Genomic DNA, 19,166 nt, shown 5'->3' with positions numbered 1-19,166 from the left:
GAGGGAGGCGGTTCGCTTCCGGCACCCGGCAACACCGTTTATCCGGAATTCCTGAGTACAGTGCTGGCGTGGACATCGAGGAACGGGTGCGCGCCCTGGAGGCCCGCGTCGCCGCCCTGGAAGGCGGGCAGGCCGTCGCGGCCCCCGCCGACGACGACACCGGCCGCGTCGTCTACGGCGGCGAGGCCAGGCTGGGCGGCTACCGGTGGCGGTGGGAGTCGGCCCGCTCCCCCGGCTGGCTCGTCGAGCGCCCGGCCGCGCCGATGGCCGCCGTGCTCGCCGCGGCCGGCCACCCCGCCAGGCTGCGCATCCTGCAACTGCTGCTCAGCGGCCCGCGCCCGATCGCCGACCTCCAGAGCGAGCTGGCGCTGGCCTCGCAGGGGCAGCTCTACCACCATCTCAAGACGCTCGCCTCGGCCGGCCTGGTCGAGCAGCCCGAGCGCGGCGTCTACCGGGTGCCGCCGCAGGCCGTGTTCCCGGTGCTGGCCCTGGCGGCCGCGGCCACGGACGTCGCCGGCCGGGAGTGAGCGGGGCGGAGACCGCGCTGGAGGTCATCGGCGCCTGGGTCGCGGAGCGCCGGGCGGCAGCGTCGGCGCCCCGGGCGGGCCGTCCGTGATGAGGTCGAGCAGCGCGCCGGTGTCGAAGTGCCGCTCGACGAGGTCGCCGAGCGCGTCCAGGCGCTCCTCGCGCAGCCGGGCGAAGTCGGTGGCGGGGTCGGGGACGAAGTCGCGCCCGGCGCGGGCCGCCACGTCGGCCAGGAACGCGCGCCTGAACCCGTCGTTCTCCAGCGCGCCGTGCCAGGTGGTGCCCTGCACGGCGCCCACCCGGCAGCCGTCCAGGAACGGCTCGCCGCCCTCGACCGTGGCCCGGCCGTGGTGGATCTCGTAGCCGCGCACCGGCTGCCCGTACGCCTCGCCGTACGGCCTGCCCAGGATCTTGCCGGCGGCGAACTCGACGCGCACGGGCAGCAGCCCGAGGCCGTCGACGCGGCCCGCGCCCGACTCCACCTCGTCGACGATCTCGCGCCCGAGCATCTGGAAGCCGCCGCAGATGCCGAGGATCGGCCCGGTACGTGACACGAGCGCGTCGGCCAGGCCGGTGCGGCGCAGCCAGGCCAGGTCGGACACGGTGGCGCGGCTGCCGGGCAGCACCACGAGGTCGGCGTCCTCCAGCCCGGCGGGGTCGGTGACGAAGCGCACCACCACGCCCGGCTCGGCGGCCAGGGCGTCCACGTCGGTGAAGTTGGAGATGCGGGGCAGCCGCACGACCGCCACGCGCAGCGTCCGCCTGCCGTACGGGGGGCGCGCCGCGACCGTGCGGCCGTCCAGGGCCAGCGAGTCCTCCACGTCCATCCACAGCCCGTCGAGCCAGGGCAGCACCCCGTACACGCGCCGCCCGGTCAGCTCCCTGAGCTGGTCGAGGCCCGGTTCGAGCAGCTCACGGGCGCCGCGGAACTTGTTGACCACGAACCCGGCGACGAGCGCCTGGTCGGCGGCCTCCAGCAGGCCGACGGTGCCGTAGAAGGCGGCGAACACCCCACCCCTGTCGATGTCGCCGACCACGATCACCGGCAGGTTCGCGGCCCTGGCCAGGCCCATGTTGGCGATGTCGCCGGGGCGCAGGTTGATCTCGGCGGGGCTGCCCGCGCCCTCGCAGACGACCACGTCGTAGCTGTCACGCAGCCGCGCCAGCGACTCCAGCGCGGTGGCGCGCAGCAGGTCGCGCAGCTCGCCGTACTCCATCGCGTCGACGTCGGCGACGGGGCGGCCCATGAGCACGACCTGGCTGCGCCGGTCGCTACCGGGCTTGAGCAGGATCGGGTTCATGTCGGCGACCGGCTCCAGGCCCGCGGCCTGCGCCTGCATCGCCTGCGCCCGGCCGATCTCCGCGCCGTCGGCGGTGACGTACGAGTTGAGCGACATGTTCTGCGCCTTGTACGGCGCGACGCGCACGCCCTGGCGGGCCAGCCAGCGGCAGATGCCCGCGGTGACCACGCTCTTGCCGGCGTCGGAGGTGGTGCCCGCGACCAGGAGTGCGCCCTTCACCTGGAGCAGGTTAGTGGGAAATCGTGAGGAACCACCCATTTACGAATCCTGTGACTTCTGCCACTCTAACTAGAACGTTCGCCTAGAACAGAATTCTAGATTTTCCTCCTGGAAGGTGAGGCATGGTCGGAACGCTGGGTTCGCCCCGGACCGGCAGGATCGACGCGGCCGCCCGGGCGCCGTTCGGCTGGGCGCCGCTGGTGGTGCTCTTCATCGTCGGACTCGTCGACCGCATGGAAGCCAACCTGCTGTCGGGCGTGCTCCCCCTGGTGCAGCGGGAATGGGGCTTCAGCGACACCGCGGCCGGCTCCATCCCCACGGCGGCGGCGCTGGCGGGGGCGATCGTGGCCATCCCGGCCGGCTACTTCGCCGACCGGTACAACCGCACGCGGATCATCGCCGTCGTGGTCTTCATCTGGGCCGTCGCCACGCTCGGCACCGGCCTGGCGACCGGATTCGTCATGTTCTACCTGATGCGGGTGCTGCTCGCCGCCGCCGAGAACATCGACAACCCCGCCTCCGGCAGCCTGCTCGCCGACTACTACCCGCCTGTCACCCGGGCCAAGGCGTACGGCCTGACCCGCGTGACGACCTACCTGGGCGGCGTCGGCACCCTGCTCGGCGGGGTGCTCGGCGAGGCGTACGGGTGGCGGAACGCGTTCATGATCATGGTGATCCCGGGCCTGCTCACCGCCGTGCTCGTCTGGATGCTCAAGGAGCCCCGCCGGGGCGAGCTGGACCGGATCGTCGCCCGCTCGGCCGCCGCCACCGGCACCACCGGCACCGTCGCCGCCGAGCCGGTGCCCGCCCCGACGCCCGACACCGTCCCGACCACGGAGAAGGTGCCGTTCGGCAGGCAGATGCGGCAGGTGCTCACCATCCCGTCGCTGGTGTTCGTCTGCGTGGGGCTCGGGCTGCTCACGCTGGGCCTGGCCGGGGTGTTCTTCTGGCTGCCGACGCTCATGGTCCGCACCTTCGGCGTCGCGGCCGGCACCGCGGGCTCGGTGTCCGGCCTGATCACCATCGCGGGCACGCTGACCGGCACGCTGATCGGCTCCTGGCTGGGCCGCACCTGGCACGGCACCCGCAAGGGCGGCCGGCTGCTGGCCGGAGGCGGCGGCATCACGATCGGCGCGCTCGTCCTGGCCGTCGCGCTGTCGATGGACTCGCTGTGGCCGATGGCGATCCTCACCCTCGTCGCCTGCACGTCCATGTCGGTCGCCATCCCCAACATGACCGCCTGCCTGGCGGACGTGGTGCCGGCCAGCGCCCGGGGGCTCGGCTTCGCCGCGCTCCAGCTCCTCATCACCGGCTGCGGAGCGTTCGGCTCGCTCATCGTCGGCATCGCCTCGGACCAGCTCGGCTCGCTGGTCGGCGGCATGTACATCCTGATCGTCCCGATGGTGATCGGCGGCCTGCTCACGCTCGGCGCCCGCGCCTCCTTCGAGCGCGACGCCGCGAAGGTCCTCGACGCCGCCCGCCACTCCTGACCCGCCCCCGGCCCCCGCACACCCCGGGGGCCGGGCCTCAGGGTGCTGAGATGCGAAAGAAAAGTTGCGCAATTTCCGCTTCGCATCTACGCTCGGGGCATGGCACGGGATGAGAACCGCCGCATCACCGATCTCGACACGCTCAAGGCACTGGCCCACCCGCTGCGCCTGAAGCTCTACCGGGCGCTGTCCCACGCGGGCACGGCCACCGCCTCCCACCTGGCCGACCAGGTCGACGAGGCGGTCTCCCTCGTGAGCTACCACCTGCGCAAGCTCGCCGCCCACGGCCTCATCCTGGAGGCCGAGCCGCAGAGCGCCGACGGCCGCGAGCGCTGGTGGCAGATCGACCGCGGCCTGCAGATCCAGGACCGCGACTTCCGCGACGCCCCCGAACGGGCAGCCGCCTACGCGTCCTTCACCCGGCTGGCCTTCCGCGAGCACAACGAGCTCTACGAGCGCTACCTCGACGAGCAGTCCGCCTGGGACCCGGAGTGGCGCGCCGCCGCCTTCAGCTCCCAGTATCTGCCCCGGCTCACCGCCGACGAGCTGACCCGGCTCAACGACGAGCTCGCCGAGGTGCTGCGGCGCTGGGAGGCGCACGCCACGTCAGCCGCCGAGGCGGGCGACGTCGAAGGCCGCGAGAACGTCGTCCTGCACCTCTACGGATTCCCCACGCGCCCCTGACCGGCGCAAGGAGGTCATCCCCATGCACCCCGACATCCACTTGCGCCTCGACCGCATCCGCGCCGCCGAGCTGCGTGCGGACGCCCGGCGGTGGCGGCGGGCCCGCCATCACCGGCCTGCCCGCACCGCCTGGGCGGGCGCGCTCGGCTGGGCCATGATCGAGGCGGGTCTGAGGCTGGTGCAACACAGCGCGACCAGGCGGGCAGCAGTGACTGATATTTCAGGAGATTTGATCTGAAGTTATGGTGTATCAAGGTGCACGGCCCGTACTCCTTCTGGGTGTCAGAGGAGGCTTTCGTGAATTCTTCAGATGGCCGCGTCATCCTGTTCCTGATCATCGCCGTCACCGTGTTCGTCGCCGGGCGCCGCTACCAGTCGCTGATCTCGTCACGTCAGGTGTGGCGCGACACCATGAAGGCGGCCTCGGCGCGCAAGCTCGTCGCGTCCAACGCCGCCAGGTCCATGCTGTGGGTGGGCGTCGTGACCCTGTTCGTCTTCTGGCTGGTCGCCAACCTCAATCGCATCATGTGAGCCTCGCCGCCGGGCGCGCTCAGGCCCGCCGCCGGGCCACGCGCCCGGCGGCGGCCAGCACGGCGGCGCCGGCGGCAGCCCAGCACACGGCCCGCGTCAGCCGCACGGCCCGCCGGATGTCGGCCACCTCCGGCTTGCGCCCGTCGCCCATCGTGGGCCGGTGCTCCGTACGCCCCCCGTACACGTTGGCCCCGCCCAGCGTCACGTCCAGCGCCCCCGCGAACGCCGCCTCGCACCGCCCGGAGTTGGGGCTGGGGTGCCGCCCGCCGTCGCGCAGCAGCACGGCGAGCGTCCGCGCCGGCGCGGGCCCGGCCAGTACGGTGATCAGCCCGGTCAGCCGGGCCGGCGCGTAGTTGGCCACGTCGTCCAGCCGCGCCGCCGCCCACCCGAAGCGCCGGTAGCGCGGCGAACGGTGCCCGACCATCGCGTCCAGCGTGTTGATCGCCCGGTAGGCCAGCAGCCCCGGAATCCCCGCCACCGCCCCCCAGAACAGCGGCGCCACCGCCGCGTCCGAGGCGTTCTCGGCCAGCGACTCCACCGTGGCCCTGGCCAGCTCGGGCGCCTCCAGCCCGGACGGGTCGCGCCCGCACAGGTGCGGCAGCCGGGCCCGGGCCGCCGCCAGGTCGCCGGCCTCCAGCGCCGCCGCCATGTGGGCGCCCTCGCGGGCCAGCGTGGTGCCGCCGAGCACGGCCCACGTCGCCGCCGCGGTCAGCGCGACGCGGGCCGGACGGTTCGGCACCCGCTCGGCCAGCACGCCGAGCGCCGCCGCGCTCCCCACGCAGATGGCCACGTGGAGCACGCCGTTGGTCTTCGCGTCCGCGTACAGCCTGGACTCCAGCTTGGCGGCGGCGCTGCCGAACAGCGCGACGGGATGCCCCCGGCGCGGGTCGCCGACGACCGCGTCGAGCACCACTCCCAGCGCGAGCCCGGCGGCACGATCACCCTGAATACGCATGAAGCACATCAGATCAGATGCGCGTACAGCTCATCCTCGTGGGAGTCCAGCCAGGCCGACGCCCGGCGGATCCGCTCCCCCGCGCCGTCCGCCCACATCCGCGCCCAGTTCCCGCCGCCGTCCGCGCGGGTGCGCATGACCTCGTACGACCGGTGGAAACGCAGTCTGGCCAGCTCCAGCAGCCGGCGCCGATCCCGGGGCGGAACCCCGTACACGTCGCAGAACACCCGCAACCGCTCCCCCACCTCGACGCCGCGCAGCAGCGGATGCCGGTCGACGGGGTCGGCGATGGGCGCCCAGTGCCGCAGCGTGGTCACGACGTCGAACAGCCGCGTGGTCGGCCGGGCCAGGTCGAAGTCGATCATCCCCACCGGCACCTGATCACGAAAAATCACGTTGTCCGGTCGTAAGTCGCAATGCCCGATGATCTGCGGTGGCGCGTCGTCGTTCGACCCGCCCTCCCACCGGTGCCCGCTCAACGGGAACCCGGCCGTCGCGTCATGGAACTCGCGCAGCAGCCCCGCCACCCCCGCGAGCGCCTCCTCACCGGCGCTCGCCGCGCTCAGCCCGCTCGCGCCCGGCAGAAAACTGAGCACCTCACGCCCGAGCCCGTCGACCCCCAGCACCCTCGGCGCCCCCTCGAACCCGGCCGCCTCCAGGTGCCTGAGCAGGGCGTGCACAGCGGGCGTGGCCGGACTGACGGGCCTGCGCACGGTGTCACCGACGCGCACCACCCCGTCGGTCACATCCCCGCCCTGCAGGGGTATTTCATGCAGGAGCGTCGCGAACATGCCAAGAGATCCTAGACCGAAACCGCCGTTCCGATGGAGAAAATCATGCACGCCGCCTACATCACCGCCCCCGGCCCGCCGGAGGCCATCACCTGGGGCGAACTCCCCGTCCCCGGCCGCGGCCCCACGGACGTGCTGGTACGGGTGCGCGCCGTGGCGGCCGACCCGGTGGACACGTTCGTACGCTCCGGCGCCTACCCCGTCCCCATGCCCCTCCCCTTCGTCATCGGCCGCGACCTCGTCGGCCACGTCGAAGCGTCCGAAACCACCGCCTTCCCGCCCGGCCTGCCCGTCTGGTGCAACAGCCTCGGCCACGGCGGCAGGCAGGGCTCCTTCGCCGAGTACGTCACGGTCCCCGCCGACCGCCTCTACCCCGCCCCCGACGACCTCGACCCGCTCGACCTGGTCGCCGCCGCGCACCCCGCCGCCACCGCCTGGCTCGCCCTCGTCCGCCACGGCCACCTGCGCCCCGGCCACCGCGTCTTCATCGGCGGCGCGGCCGGGAACGTCGGCTCCGCCGCCGTCGCCCTCGCCGCCTCCTCAGGCGCCACCGTCATCGCCACGGCCCACCCGCGCGACCACGCCCACGTCCGCGCCCTCGGCGCCGCCGACGTCCGCGACTACCGCACCGACCCCCCAGCCGCCCACCCAGCCGGCGACCCCGGCGGCCCCGGCGGCCCCGGCGACCCCGATGACTCCGGCGACCAGACACCCGACCAGCCGGACATCCGCGACTCCATCGACCTGTACGTGGACGCCTCCGGCCAGGGCGACCCCGCCACGGCCATCGACCGCCTCGCCCACCGCGGCCGCCTCGTCATCATGTCCGGCCTCCGCCAGGCCCCCGCCCTCCCCCTCGGCCGCCTCTACACCAAGGACGCCACCGTCACCGGCTTCGCCATCAGCAACGCCACCGTCCCCGAACTCGCCGACGCGGCCGCCGGCGTCATCCACCTCCTCCGCACCACCGCCTGGCGCCCCCGCATCACCGCCCGTCTGCCCTTGTCACAGGCGGCCGAGGCCCACCGCATACTGGAGGACGGCCGAGCCCGCGGCAGGGTGGTCCTGGAGGCGCCGGGGGGCGGCGGGAGCTGACACGGAGAAAACGTGTGCATGACAAGTCGCCGGATCATGCACAATAAGGCAGGAGCGCCCTTAGCTCAGCTGGATAGAGCACCGGACTTCTAATCCGACGGTCGCAGGTTCGAATCCTGCAGGGCGCGCTTTGATCACGGCTACGGCCTGCGGAAGCGCATGCCAGGAGACTCAGGGCCGCGCGCGAGGACCTGGACCACTCCACTCTGCGGGACACGAGCCAGTGCTGCTCGAAACAGAAGAGCTCGCCGGACGGTAGACAGTCCGGCGAGCTCAAGATGCTGCAGCTGAATCGACGCGCCGGGGAACGGTGCCCGGCCTCGGCCTTACTCGGCGAGAATCTTCGCGGCGTTGCTCAGCTTGACCCGGAGGTCGGCCCGATACTTGTCCAGGCGCTCCGCGCTGCTGGCGATCAGGCGCGTCTGGACCTCCTTCTCCACGGTGGACCTGATCCCCAGGTAGTTCACTTCCAGCTTGCACTGCATGTCGGCCTGAGCGACCTTCTGCTCCTCAGGGGACAGTGGCCCGCCGTCGCGCCTCGCAGCCCAGCGCGGGTCCTCCCAAGCGGCAGCGGGATCGCTGTACGCATGACCGGAGCGTGCCATGCACGCGCTCCACTGCTGAGTCGCTTCGACGGTCCGCGCGTCGGCCTGCGCCTCGTCCGACGCCTGGCCACGTAGCTGCGTCACCAGCCATTCGTTCTCGGCGTTGGTGCCGGCCAGAACGCTGCGCCTGGCCTCGCCGAGGCAGCCGCCCTGCGGGATCTGCGAGCTGCGGTAGGTGTGCTGCCCCTTGCCCAGGTATACCGCCTGCTCTTCCGCGGATGGCGCCGAGGATTTCACAGCGGTATCGGCTTTGAGGGGCTTGTCAGAAAGCTCGGATGCGGGGGCGCCCGCGTATCCGTACTGAGCCGCTTTCGCCGGCTCGATGAAGAGATACCGTCGATCTTCCGGGAAGGGGCTGACCGAAGCCTTAAGGCGGTGCTTCGGATAATCGGTGAAGCCGAAGCGACCCATGCAGTCGGACAGCGCGTAGCGCATGGCGCTCGTGAGGTCCCCCACCTGCTCGGGGGTCGGCTCGTAGGCGTCCAGCGGGAAGACCACATCCTGGATCGACTGAAGGTGTGGCGGCTGATTACCTGCCGGAACTTCCGATGCGGTCGTGTTGGCGTATGCGAAGGTGCCGCATGCCGACAGCGTGGCCAGGGAGACCAGCGCCAGGGCCAAAGTGTTCCCCTTGCGCTGCTTCCGGTTGTCCATGGTGCCCACCTTAATCCAATATTCGCTTCCGATACGGGAGGTCGAGATAGTTACGGGCAACCCCAGGAGACGGAGCTCGCCTTGTTGTCGAACGCTTGCTGCCTCAAGTCGCCGTAGGCTGTCTGCGGGTACATCACCAGGTATTCCCCGCCGAAATCCTTGAACTGCCACAGGACGGCTGTGCACGATGTGTCGAGATTCCGGGCGGAGCTTGTACGGTTCTCGACCGTCTCGGCGCCGGGCAGCATCTCGTCGCCGTCCCAGTACCACAGGGAGTCGTCCCGGAAGTCGTTGTCGGTGCCGATATAGTCGGCTTGCATGTCGACGTAGTTGAAGAGGCGATAGACGCACAACTCGTGCGGCGGTGTGCAGTAGCCGTCAGCGCCCGGGTTGGCCAGCGCCGGTGAGGTGGAAACGATCTGAGCGGCCAGTGCGGCGCCCGCGATCGCCAGGACGGACGAGGCCATCCTTTTGAACATTGCGCTCATGCCCTTCTCCTGCCATCTGCCCGAAGGATAGTCAGCCGGTTGATCCGTTGGTGCACTCTTTGGATCCCGTCCATTTGTAATGCGAGCTCAGCCTGTCGTTGTAGTTGCCCAGATCGCTATAGGCAGGGTTGATGTTGAGCATGGTGAAGCCGGATCCGCCGAACTCGGCGTTCTCGTACAGCCACCACTCGCAGTACCCCTCGTTGTTCACTATGGAGCTGACCTGGTCGTTGATGTTGATGCCGGTCGGCTCCAGGTGGGCCGCGTAGAAGACGTCGGCGGCGGACGTGTAGTTGCGGTCGGTCCGAGTGAAGTCGAGCATTCCGCCCTGATAGCTCGAGTGACGATACGTGCAGAGGTTGCCGTCCTCGAAGGCGTAGTCACACGAACCGTCGTGGCCGGCGACGGCGGGTGCGGAGGCTAATGCGAAGGCAGCTGCCGCAGCGCAAAGGACGGCGGCGAATTTCTTGCTTTTGACAGCAAGGCTCATTGACTCTCCTGGCGTTGGTTGCGATGCTCGCTCTGGCCCCGGCGACGAGGCACGGCATTCGGACGCCGACACTCCTTACGGGCAAGACAGATAACTGTGACATGTGAGGTCAGTTACCTCTTGTGTCGAGGCCGGACCGAACTGGATCATCACCCACGGCCAAGGCGTTTTGCAAGAGGTCTATCTGAGAATCTCGCGTGCTTGATTCACCTGTGCCTGATGTGCTCCTATTGCTGCTGTCCATGCCCCTCGGTGCCCTCCCGGCCATTGGAGGGCGCATGTCCAATGAGGCAAGCCGGCACTTGCGGTTCGACGAATGGAGGTTTTACCGCCCTGGGCTGCAGAACCCGAGCCTGCCCCTGCGACATTCAGTCAAGAAGCTACGGCAAGACCCCTCATTGAATCGGAGTCCCATGCCTCGCCGGACGAGACGAGCGTTACTTTCCGTAGTTGTTCTCCTGTCTACCGGGCTCTTCGCAACGCAACCCGGACCTGGTGAGAAGGCATTCGCCGCCTCCGCTGCCGAGAAAACGGACCGGACGACGGCCGAGGAGCCAGGCGGGCAGCCTCCCGGACCGTCACCTCGTTCATCCATCGCCCCAGCAGAGCGAAAGCGCATATTGGCCGAGGGCTGGCAGCAGTCGCCGGACACCGCGCTCGCCACCTCAGGAGACGAGACCGGGTTTCACGTTCTCACCGCGCGCGCGAAGGACGGCTACCAGTGGAAGACCGTCGCCACGCTGGCCGAGCCGGGCATGGACACCGACCAATGGATCGGGAACGCGTGCCTCACCGGAGATGGCGCCAGCATCCTGGCCGTCTACGCGCCACGGCATTTCACCAACCGGGCGACGCTGTTCGCGCGCGGAGCGTTCGCCGCGGTCATCAATGCCAAGACGGGGGAAGTGGTCAAGCTTGAGGAGCAGGTGAGCCTCGCCTACTTCAATCCCGGCTGCGGCGCCGACAGCCGGTCAGTTCTTTCGCAGAGTGCGGTCGAGGAGCATCCGACCACCAGGCTCCTGCTTCTCGACACGAAGACGAAGAAGCTCAGCCGGGCATCCGTTCTCCAGGGACAGATCACCTCTGCCGTGCCGCATGGCGACGAGGTCGTCGCGGCGGACGGGAACGCCCTCGTGGCCTTTTCCGCGAGAGGCAAGCGCCGGACCCTCGCGCTCGCGACGTCCACGCCCTTCGACATCCAGGTGGACGCCGACGGCGGAATCGCTTATGCGGAACACCAGGGTGGCGAAGTCACCGTCAAATACCTCGGCAAGGGCGCCGGCGCACCCCGGACCTTGGCCAAGGGTGCCCTCGGTCGTCTGTCCGTCAAGCGAGGGGTTGCCGGCAAGCTGTTCCTGGTCGGCGACGCGGCCGCGCCGGCCTCCGGGCTCCCGCAGACGATGGAGTTCGTGCAGGGCCCGGCCACCGGTCAGATCTCGTCCCATGGAGAACTGCTCGTCCGAAGTGCCAGTCGCCGAGGGTTGCGCCCGGCACCAGCGGGAGATCCGAAGGACACCGGCATCCAGGGAGCTCGCGCCGAACGGCTCAGTGCGGAAGAGGTCGACATCGCTGTGGTCGTCCCCGCCTCGCGTCAGGCGGTGACCTTCGAGGTCCTACCGGACGCCCTGGTCGCGCCTCGACTGGCCGACGGCTCCAAGCCGAACCAGTCCTTGCTCAAGGCACTCGGACGGAAGGCGCCTTCGTCTCAGCCGACCACTGCCGCGGCTGACCCCACAGAGGACGTCAACGCCACCTGCTCGGTGCCGCGCAACGATCCCACGATCCAGGTCTACCAGCCGCACTGGAGGCAGGTGGAGTGGGCAGTCGACCAGCTCGTCATGAAGCGCCTGACCCTCACGCGCCCGGACGACTGGAAGGGGTCAGGACTGTCCGCCTGGTCGCCTCAGGCACTGTTTACACCTGAGGACCTCAGAGGCGGTGGCCGCGTCCCGACGAACATCATGCTGGGCATCCTGGCCCAGGAGTCGAACCTGTGGCAGTCCTCAAGCCACGTCATGGAGGGTGAGACGGGGAACCCTCTGATCGGCAACTACTACGGCATTTCCGTCTACGACGACAACCCGGCCAACGACTGGGATATCGACTTTGCGAATGCCGACTGTGGCTACGGCATCTCGCAGCAGACCGACGGAATGCGCAAGACCGGGGCCGTCGTATGGCCGGCGACCACCCAAAAGGCCGTGGCCGTCGACTATGTCACGAACATAGCAGCAGGTCTCCAGACCCTCACCAAGAAATGGAACCAGATCTGGGACGACACCAACGGGACCATGCTGGCCAACAACGGGGCTCCGTCGAAGCTGGAGAACTGGTATTTCGCCGTCTGGGCATACAATTCCGGCTGGCACCCCAAGAGCGCGAGCAACACGAACGGGGGTGCGTGGGGGCTCGGATGGACCAACAACCCCTCCAGCGGCCTCTGGAGGCCAGGCCGCCGTCCCTTCCTCGATCGGAACAGTTATACGGACGCGGCAACACCACAGCACTGGCCTTATCAGGAGAAGGTTCTGGGCTGGGCGGCCTGGCCCATCATGAAGACCTACTTCGACACGGCAACCCAGAAATGGACCGAGCAGGCCGGCTACAATCCCGCGTGGTGGAACACGGAAGCGCAACGCTCCGCCATCGTGCCGACCACCAATCCGAGCATGACGGACGCCTACGTCGACGTGAGCGCATTCTGCTCGCCTGACAATTCCTGCACGCCGTCAAGCAGCATCGAACTGCGAGGCACCTGCCAGCGCGCGGACTTCAAGTGCTGGTGGCACTCGCCCAAGGTCTGGAAGACGGACTGTCCGGCCCAGTGCGGCAACGAGGGCGAGATTCGCTACTCGGATCCCATCTACGCGTACACCGAGCGGGTGGCGCCGACCGACTACTGGAGGACATGTCTCACCTCGGGCCTGCCGTCGGGGTCGCTGGTCGTCGACGACGTCCTTCCGGCCGTCGAGCCGGTCATCGGATCGTGCGCGGGTGTCTCGACGGGATCCAAGGGCAAACTCGAATTCACCTTCGGCAGGGACGCCGGCGGCAAGATCCCCGCGAAAATCGATTTCCATCAGCTCGGGAACGGCTATGGCGGCCACGAATGGTTCGCCTTCACCCGCAGGTCGAACCAGAACGGCTCGGTCATGCGGGTGACGGGCACCTGGACGTTGAACCAGGCGCTCAACGGCTGGGCGCGCGTACTCGTCCACGTCCCGGAGCGCCGCGCCCAGACCCAGCAGGCTCCCTACACCGTCAACCTCGGGAACGGCGCTTCGCAGACGAGATACCTGCCGCAGCTGGCAGGAAAGAACGAGTGGCGCAGCCTGGGCGTCTTCCAGTTCGCGGGCACTCCGTCGGTCAGCCTGACCACCCTGAACCAGGAAGGTGACGGCACGACCGCGATCGCCTGGGACGCGATCGCGTTCCAACCGTTGGCGGCACGACCCAAGCACTTCGTGGTCGCGATGGGAGACTCGTACTCCTCGGGAGAGGGGATCGGAAACTACGAGAACGCGACCGACGTCTCCTACAAGACCATGCGCTGGAACGCCTGCCGCCGCAGCAAGGACAGCTGGATCCGGAAAGCCGTTCTGCCGGGTGAGACCAGGACCATCGGTCAGATGGCGGACTCCCTCGACCCGAACATGGACTTCCACTTCGTCGCCTGCTCCGGCGCCAGGACTCACTCCATGACGAAGTCCGATGTGCGGCACCAGACAACCGGTCTGGGATGGAGCGATTACCGGGACAAGGCCGAGGGCAGATTCCGTGAGATCGCGCAGCTGGACGCCGGATATCTCGACGAGAACACCACGCTGGCGACCGTCTCGATAGGCGGCAATGACGCCGGGTTCCCCTCGATGGTGACGAACTGCTGGGTAGTGGCCTGCAACACGCAGGAAATCGAGGCGGACAAGAAGGCCGACATATCGGGAGCCGTGAGCGCCTTCGTGTGCGACCTCGACGAGGACGGGGTCTTCGAGACCCCCTGCAACGTCAAGGACGTGCTCGAGAAGATCGACCTGAAGGTCAAGAACTACTTGCCCGCACGCGCCAAGAAGGCCAAGGTCGTCCTCATGGGCTATCCACGAGTTTTCGACGGGGATCCCAACCACGAAGGAAATCAATGCTCCACGATGTCGCAGTTCAGCTGGTGGGAGGTGGAGATGCTCAACAGACTCGCCGACCATATGGCGGCCGAGCAGTCGACCCTCGCTGCGGCGCTGAAGGCTTCCGGAAAAGAAGTGTCGTACGCCAACCCGATAGCGCAGTTCGGGGCCCATGGGGCCTGCGACGATGACCAGTGGGTCATTCCCGTAAGCTTCGCCAGAACGGGAGAGGGCGACTTCGGCGACGTTTTCGACGGGTGTCTGACAGACGGACTCAGATGCGCGAGCCGAACCTCCGTCCACCCGAACAACAAGGGGGCCGTCGCCTACGCCCAAGTCCTTCAAGGACATCTCGCGAGCACACCTGTGAATTACACTGGCTGGTAGCAGAGAACGTGGGTGCGCTCGCCTCATGGCGCGCACCCACTCCCCTTTCCCTGGCGAGGCGGCATGAGTTCCGAGGATCCCGTACGGCGCCATGTGGTCGGCCTGGGGGTGATCGTTGCGGCGCTCTTGATCGTGATCGCCCCGTTGATGGTGTTCAGCGCGATGCTCGAGTCCCAGATCGAGGATCGCGCCGAACGGGCTCTCAGCAGCCGGGCAGAGCTGGTCAGCCAGGCGCTCCGGCGGGATCCGGCGGGGAGTTCGTGGCAGGCCGCGGCCAGCGGGTGGGCGTCCAAGGCGGCGCGCCCCGACGGGCGGACCCTGGTGATCTCGACGTCTGTTCCGGTTGAGGCGGGGATGATGCTCGGCACGGAGTTGTACGAGCGATGCTACAAGATCGTGTTCACTGCGATCGGCACTCCGGAGCAGGGTTATGAGCTGGAGAAGGTTCCCGGGTGCGCGGAGGAGCAGTGCAGGGGACGTCGGCCGTGCCCGGCGCTTTCGCCCAGTTGACCGGTCCACGCGGGGCGTAGGCGCGAGGGTTCAGCAACTCCGGCTTCCCAGCGATCACCCGGGCGATCCGGGTTGACAAGTGCATACATGTACATGCAACATCTTCTTGCACGGACAAAACATGTACGTACATGCAAGGAGAAGTCATGAAGCGCGAACGCATCAGCACCACCCCCGACTGGTACGAGCCCTACGCCATCTCACAAGCCATCAAAGTCGGCGACCTCGTCTTCGCCTCCGGCCAGGCCGGCTTCGACGACAACGGCGTCACCGTCAGCCACGACTTCGAAACCCAGGCCCGCCAAGCCTTCACCAACCTCGACCGCGTCCTCAAAGAAGCCGGATCCAGCCTCGCCGACGCCGTCAAGGTCACCATCCTCGTCACCGACCTCGAACCCAACCTCGACACCATCATCAAGCTGCGCAAAGAGTTCTTCACCGAGCCCTACCCCGCCGACACCCTGATCCAGATCTCCCGCCTCGCCCAGGCCGACTGGCAGATCGAGGTCGACGCGACCGCCGTGGCACGGTCATGAAGATCCAGATCTGGTCCGACTACGTCTGCCCGTTCTGCCTGCTGGCCAAGGGGCCGATCCAGGAGGCCGTCGCCGGGCGTGACGTCGAGATCGAGTGGATGCCGTTCGAGCTGCGTCCCGAGCCCGTTCCGACGCTGGAGCCCGAGGGCGACTACCTCCAGAACATCTGGAAGCAGACGATCTACCCGATGGCCGAACGGATGGGTGTCGGCATCCACCTGCCCGACGTCTCGCCTCAGCCGTACACGCGACTGGCCTTCGAGGGCTACCAGTACGCCAGGGAGCACGGCGACGCCGAGGCGTACAACGACCGGCTGCTGCGGGCGTTCTTCGAGGACGGCCTCGACATCGGCGACCTGGACGTGCTGGCGGACCTGGCCGCGGGGCTGGGCCTCGACGCGGCGGAGTTCCGTGCCGCGCTCCTCGACGGCCGGTACGGCGAGGCTCATCGGGCCGCGCTCCAGCAGGCGCAGGATCTGCAGATCCGCTCGGTCCCGACGATCATCGTCGACGGCACGTACCGGATCGAGGGGGTTCCCCGGCCTGACGCGCTCCGCGAGCTCCTGGACAGACTCGAAGCGATCAAAGCGGTCGAGGCTCCTGGGAAGACCTGCTGCGGCGTGGAGGGTTGCTGAGGAAGGCGGCCGTGGTGCTCGCGGCCTCTCAAGGCCCCGAACAGCCTTCGCCGGGGCGGGGGTGGCGCCGGTGAAGGAAAGCAGGCGGTGGCTTCAGACGAAGAAGCTGTCATGGCGGACGAAGAACTCCGCGCGTTCTTCTTCGCTGAGGCCGCCCAGCTCGGTGACGCCTTCGAAGTATCCCTCGCGCGGTGCGCCGGGGGCGAAGAGCATGAGCATGGAGGCGGGTTCGCCGGATTCGTTGCGGAAGGCGTGCAGCCCGCCCACCGGCACGTACAGGTAGTCGCCGGAGGTGGCGTCGATCCACTGCCGGCCGTCGAACAGCCGCATGGTGCCGGACAGGATGAAGAACGACTCCGACATCGCCTTGTGGAAGTGGGTGCTGGGTCCGCTGACTTCGGGGCCCATGTCCACCCGGTACAGGCCGTACTCACCGCTGGTGGAGACGGTGGTGGACAGGTAGTGGTAGGCGGTGCCCTGCGCGACGGTGGGGCCGTCGGTGGCGACCGGCGGGGAGATGAAGTCGGGCGCGCTGGTCGCGGGACGGAAGGTGGCGTTGATCTCGCCGTGTTCGCCGAAGTAGCGAGGATCGGGGTAGGACATGCGCACTCCTTGCACGAGGGCAGATTAGGTGAGTGCTAAGATAACCAGCACTTACGTGAGCGTCAATTAAATGAGCGCTCAGCTATATGCGGGTGGAGGATGCATGGCGGACGCGGTGGAGTCAGTGCTGGAGCAGTGGAGGCGCGAACGGCCGGACCTCGACGTCTCGCCGATCGGCATCGTGGGGCGGCTCATGCGGCTGTCGCGGCTCTGGGACAAGGAGATCAAGGACTTCCTGGGCGAGCACGGCCTGGAGCCCGGCGAATTCGACGTCCTGTCCACGCTGCGACGCTCAGGAGAGCCGTACGAGCTGACCGCGAAGGCCTTCCTCAAGGCGTCCCTCGTCACCACCGGGGCGATCACGCTGCGGGTCGACCGGATGGCCGCCAAGGGCCTGGTCACCCGGACGCCAGACGCCAACGACCGGCGCTCGGTCAGGATCCGCCTCACGCCGCACGGTCTTGAGCTGATCGACCGGGTCCTCCCCCTCCACCTCGCCAACGAGGCCCGCCTCGTGGAGAGCCTCGACGCTGGCGAACGCCGGCGCCTGGAGGCCACGCTCGCCGGGCTGCTGGAGTCTCACGGCGACACCCCCGCCGACCCCGGCCCGCCCGCCGATCAGCAGTAGCCGGCCAGGCCGTCCGCCAGCTCTTCCTCGTCGCCGTCCCGGTGGGCGGACAGGGCCTGCTGCAGGGCGAAGGTGGCACGGATGACGGCGATGCGGGCGGTCATCGTGCTGTCCGGCCGGGCGTCCAGGGTGAGAACCCGGTTCAGGAAGCTCGCGCCGTAACTGGCCGCGACGGCCGCCAGGTCCTCGGCGGGGTCGCCGATCGTGACCTCGTCCCAGTCGATCACGCCGCTGAGCACCGGCAGCCCGTCCTTGCGCTCCCACAGCACGTTCTCGGCGCCGAGATCGCCGTGCACGACCGCGTCAGTGAGATGGGGAAGGCCGTCGAGCGCGGCGAGCTCCCGCTCGGCCCGCTGACGCCCGCCGTCGGACATGAGCCCGAACAGCTCGGCGCGGACGTCCGCCGCGAACCGCCGCCATCGGTCTCGTGGCGCCGGCAGAGCCGCTCGTGCCTGGTCCGAGGCGCCGTTCCTGGCCAGTGCTGTCAGCAGCGTGACGTACTGCGTCGCCACGGCCTCGGCCACCTGGGGATCTTCGAGCGCCTCGGCCTCCAGCGGGGCCCCGGGAACGCGGCTGAGCACGAGGTAGGGCAGCCCGTCTGCGCTGCCTTCCTCCAGCGGCCGAGGCGTGGCGAAGCCGAGATCGAGCGCGGCGAGCAGGCGCAGAATGGCGGCCCGGTGCGGCAGCCGGGTGGCCGCGGCGTCGGTGCGCGGCAGGCACACGACACGGTCCGCGCCGATCACCACCTGGTGGAACTGTCCTTGACGGACGGTGAGGTCCTCCGGCGTGACGCCCGGCAGCAGGCGGCTCAGCAGAGCGCGATGCGACGGCGGGAGCTGCATGAGAACGCGGGCTGTCCTTTCCGTCACCGGCTGTCCACGGGCTCCTCGCCCTCTCGCGACATGGACGCACTTGCGAGATTGAAGCATATAGGTTGGCGGGATGATCTACGCCAAGACGCCGCTGACCCGCGAGATCCGCGAAACCGTGGCCCTGGCCTGGGGGGTCACGGGAGAGGGTGAGCGGTTGCACGGCGGTGAGGAGTCCGCCGCGTACCGCCTCGACGGCCACGTCATCCGCGTCGGCCCCGCAGGGCGCTCCGCCGCCGAGTCGGAATGGTGCCACGCGATCGCCCGGCACGCCGCCGCCGGCCTCCCCGAGGCCGTCGCCCCGCTGCCGACCGCCGACGGGACGGCGACGGTCGTCGTCGTGGCCGGCCGGCCGATCTCCTGCTGGCCGTATGTCGAGGGCTCCTGGGCGGATTCCGACGTCCCGGCCCAGCGCGAGGCGGGCGCGCGGCTGCTGGCCCGGCTTCACCAGTCACTCGCCGGCTTCCGCCCCGGCCCCCGCCCGGTGCCCGCCTTCCAGGAGTCCGGCCTGTACGGCCCCCCGCCCCGGCCCGAAGCCGAGCCGAAAGAGCCCGGCCTGGAGCGCCAGTCAAAGGACCCCGAGCCGAAGAACCCCGGCCTGGAGCCCCCGTCAGGGGACCCCGACCTCCAGGATCCCGAGCTGGACCGGTGGCTGGTCGCCTTCCATGCCGCGCACCCCGTGCGCCACCCCCTGCACGGCGACTACTACACCGGCAACACGCTCGTCAGGGACGGCCGGATCGTGGCGGTCTACGACTGGGACGAGTCCTTCGTCGGCGCCCCCGAGCTGGAGCTGGCCGCCGCCGCGCTGGAATGGGGTGACGACCTGACCGGGCCGAGCAAGGTGTTCGTGGCCGCCTACCACGAGGCGGGCGGCACGGCGGGCCACCTGGACGAGGAGTCGCTCGCCCAGCTCGTCAGGCACAAGCTCCGCAGGGAGCACGCCTACTTCGCCAAGGCCGTGCGCTCGGGGGTGAAGCACGACGAGGAGGACATCGCGTACGCCCGCGCGCGGGTGGAGCTGTTCCACCGGCTACGCCCCTGACGGCGCC

At 69.2% G+C, this 19,166-nt stretch carries 20 protein-coding genes and 1 tRNA gene; 13 read left to right on the top strand and 8 right to left on the bottom strand.

The genetic code is table 11. The features are described from left to right. Positions 1–68: 68 nt before the first annotated feature. Positions 69–527, top strand: a complete 459-nt coding sequence (locus KME80_RS52690) for an ArsR/SmtB family transcription factor (protein ID WP_219503781.1) — start codon at positions 69–71, stop codon at positions 525–527. A 24-nt stretch (positions 528–551) separates the two neighbouring features. Here KME80_RS52690 and KME80_RS11050 read toward each other — a convergent pair whose 3' ends face one another. Next, on the bottom strand, positions 552–2,045 hold the full coding sequence (locus KME80_RS11050) for a cobyric acid synthase (protein WP_308125704.1): 1,494 nt from the start codon (positions 2,043–2,045) through the stop codon (positions 552–554). A gap of 122 nt (positions 2,046–2,167) precedes the next feature. Here KME80_RS11050 and KME80_RS11045 point away from each other — a divergent pair, with 122 nt between their 5' ends. The 4 genes from KME80_RS11045 to KME80_RS11030 all read left to right on the top strand — a co-directional run bounded on the left by KME80_RS11045 (position 2,168) and on the right by KME80_RS11030 (position 4,750). Then, positions 2,168–3,535 (top strand): MFS transporter, encoded by a 1,368-nt coding sequence (locus KME80_RS11045; RefSeq protein ID WP_219503775.1) that lies wholly within the window; start codon positions 2,168–2,170, stop codon positions 3,533–3,535. A 99-nt stretch (positions 3,536–3,634) separates the two neighbouring features. Beyond that, positions 3,635–4,219, top strand: a complete 585-nt coding sequence (locus tag KME80_RS11040; protein ID WP_219503770.1) for a winged helix-turn-helix domain-containing protein — start codon at positions 3,635–3,637, stop codon at positions 4,217–4,219. A 22-nt stretch (positions 4,220–4,241) separates the two neighbouring features. Continuing rightward, positions 4,242–4,457 carry a hypothetical protein gene (locus tag KME80_RS11035; protein WP_219503768.1) on the top strand — a complete coding sequence of 72 codons (216 nt, stop codon included), beginning with the start codon at positions 4,242–4,244 and terminating at the stop codon, positions 4,455–4,457. A 59-nt stretch (positions 4,458–4,516) separates the two neighbouring features. After that, complete coding sequence (locus tag KME80_RS11030) at positions 4,517–4,750, top strand: hypothetical protein (RefSeq protein WP_219503765.1); 234 nt, start codon at positions 4,517–4,519, stop codon at positions 4,748–4,750. A gap of 19 nt (positions 4,751–4,769) precedes the next feature. Here the strand turns inward: KME80_RS11030 and KME80_RS11025 are convergent, their stop codons facing one another. Together KME80_RS11025 and KME80_RS11020 are read right to left on the bottom strand one after the other, a co-directional pair. Next, on the bottom strand, positions 4,770–5,705 hold the full coding sequence (locus tag KME80_RS11025) for a cobalamin biosynthesis protein (RefSeq protein ID WP_219503762.1): 936 nt from the start codon (positions 5,703–5,705) through the stop codon (positions 4,770–4,772). Between the two features lie 8 nt (positions 5,706–5,713). After that, on the bottom strand, positions 5,714–6,496 hold the full coding sequence (locus tag KME80_RS11020; protein ID WP_219503760.1) for a phosphotransferase: 783 nt from the start codon (positions 6,494–6,496) through the stop codon (positions 5,714–5,716). 45 nt (positions 6,497–6,541) lie between these two features. Between KME80_RS11020 and KME80_RS11015 the strand changes: the two genes are divergently transcribed. Beyond that, positions 6,542–7,591, top strand: a complete 1,050-nt coding sequence (locus tag KME80_RS11015) for an NADPH:quinone reductase (protein WP_219503756.1) — start codon at positions 6,542–6,544, stop codon at positions 7,589–7,591. A 54-nt stretch (positions 7,592–7,645) separates the two neighbouring features. After that, positions 7,646–7,719 (top strand) — tRNA-Arg (locus KME80_RS11010). A gap of 198 nt (positions 7,720–7,917) precedes the next feature. On the opposite strand, the gene KME80_RS11005 is transcribed toward KME80_RS11010, so the two are convergent. Genes KME80_RS11005 through KME80_RS10995 form a run of 3 tightly spaced genes read right to left on the bottom strand, consistent with a single transcriptional unit; the run spans position 7,918 to position 9,828 of the window. Then, the gene (locus tag KME80_RS11005) at positions 7,918–8,850 is read right to left on the bottom strand and encodes a hypothetical protein (protein WP_219503754.1); all 933 of its coding nucleotides are present in this window, start codon (positions 8,848–8,850) and stop codon (positions 7,918–7,920) included. A gap of 50 nt (positions 8,851–8,900) precedes the next feature. Then, positions 8,901–9,338: a hypothetical protein gene (locus KME80_RS11000; protein ID WP_219503750.1), complete on the bottom strand. Its 438-nt coding sequence runs from the start codon at positions 9,336–9,338 to the stop codon at positions 8,901–8,903. Positions 9,339–9,369: 31 nt separating this feature from the next. Further along, positions 9,370–9,828 (bottom strand): peptidase inhibitor family I36 protein, encoded by a 459-nt coding sequence (locus KME80_RS10995; RefSeq protein ID WP_219503747.1) that lies wholly within the window; start codon positions 9,826–9,828, stop codon positions 9,370–9,372. A 620-nt stretch (positions 9,829–10,448) separates the two neighbouring features. Here KME80_RS10995 and KME80_RS10990 point away from each other — a divergent pair. The 4 genes from KME80_RS10990 (at position 10,449) to KME80_RS10975 (ending at position 16,014) form a co-directional block, all read left to right on the top strand. After that, on the top strand, positions 10,449–14,333 hold the full coding sequence (locus KME80_RS10990) for a golvesin C-terminal-like domain-containing protein (RefSeq protein ID WP_219503744.1): 3,885 nt from the start codon (positions 10,449–10,451) through the stop codon (positions 14,331–14,333). Positions 14,334–14,396: 63 nt separating this feature from the next. After that, a complete protein-coding gene (locus KME80_RS10985; protein WP_219503742.1) occupies positions 14,397–14,843 on the top strand; it encodes a hypothetical protein in 447 nt (148 codons plus the stop codon). 146 nt (positions 14,844–14,989) lie between these two features. Beyond that, the gene (locus KME80_RS10980) at positions 14,990–15,379 is read left to right on the top strand and encodes a RidA family protein (RefSeq protein WP_246644507.1); all 390 of its coding nucleotides are present in this window, start codon (positions 14,990–14,992) and stop codon (positions 15,377–15,379) included. Further along, positions 15,376–16,014, top strand: coding sequence for a DsbA family oxidoreductase (locus KME80_RS10975; RefSeq protein WP_219503736.1), 639 nt, complete (start codon positions 15,376–15,378; stop codon positions 16,012–16,014). The genes KME80_RS10980 and KME80_RS10975 overlap by 4 nt, the downstream gene beginning before the upstream one ends. 93 nt (positions 16,015–16,107) lie before the next feature. Here KME80_RS10975 and KME80_RS10970 read toward each other — a convergent pair whose 3' ends face one another. Continuing rightward, positions 16,108–16,617, bottom strand: a complete 510-nt coding sequence (locus KME80_RS10970; protein WP_219503733.1) for a cupin domain-containing protein — start codon at positions 16,615–16,617, stop codon at positions 16,108–16,110. 103 nt (positions 16,618–16,720) lie between these two features. Between KME80_RS10970 and KME80_RS10965 the strand changes: the two genes are divergently transcribed. Beyond that, the gene (locus KME80_RS10965) at positions 16,721–17,245 is read left to right on the top strand and encodes a MarR family winged helix-turn-helix transcriptional regulator (protein WP_219503731.1); all 525 of its coding nucleotides are present in this window, start codon (positions 16,721–16,723) and stop codon (positions 17,243–17,245) included. On the opposite strand, the gene KME80_RS10960 is transcribed toward KME80_RS10965, so the two are convergent. Next, the gene (locus KME80_RS10960) at positions 17,236–18,087 is read right to left on the bottom strand and encodes a phosphotransferase family protein (protein WP_219504045.1); all 852 of its coding nucleotides are present in this window, start codon (positions 18,085–18,087) and stop codon (positions 17,236–17,238) included. The two genes, KME80_RS10965 and KME80_RS10960, sit on opposite strands and share 10 nt — an antisense overlap. A 100-nt stretch (positions 18,088–18,187) precedes the next feature. On the opposite strand from KME80_RS10960, the gene KME80_RS10955 reads away from it, so the two are divergent. Then, on the top strand, positions 18,188–19,159 hold the full coding sequence (locus KME80_RS10955; RefSeq protein WP_219503727.1) for a phosphotransferase enzyme family protein: 972 nt from the start codon (positions 18,188–18,190) through the stop codon (positions 19,157–19,159). Positions 19,160–19,166 lie beyond the last annotated feature (7 nt).

Origin of the sequence: Nonomuraea ceibae (genome assembly GCF_019396325.1) — a bacterium.
Classification (GTDB): domain Bacteria; phylum Actinomycetota; class Actinomycetes; order Streptosporangiales; family Streptosporangiaceae; genus Nonomuraea; species Nonomuraea ceibae.
The sequence above is the reverse complement of the archived record's forward strand: the minus strand, read 5'-3'. Positions and strand labels throughout refer to the sequence as shown.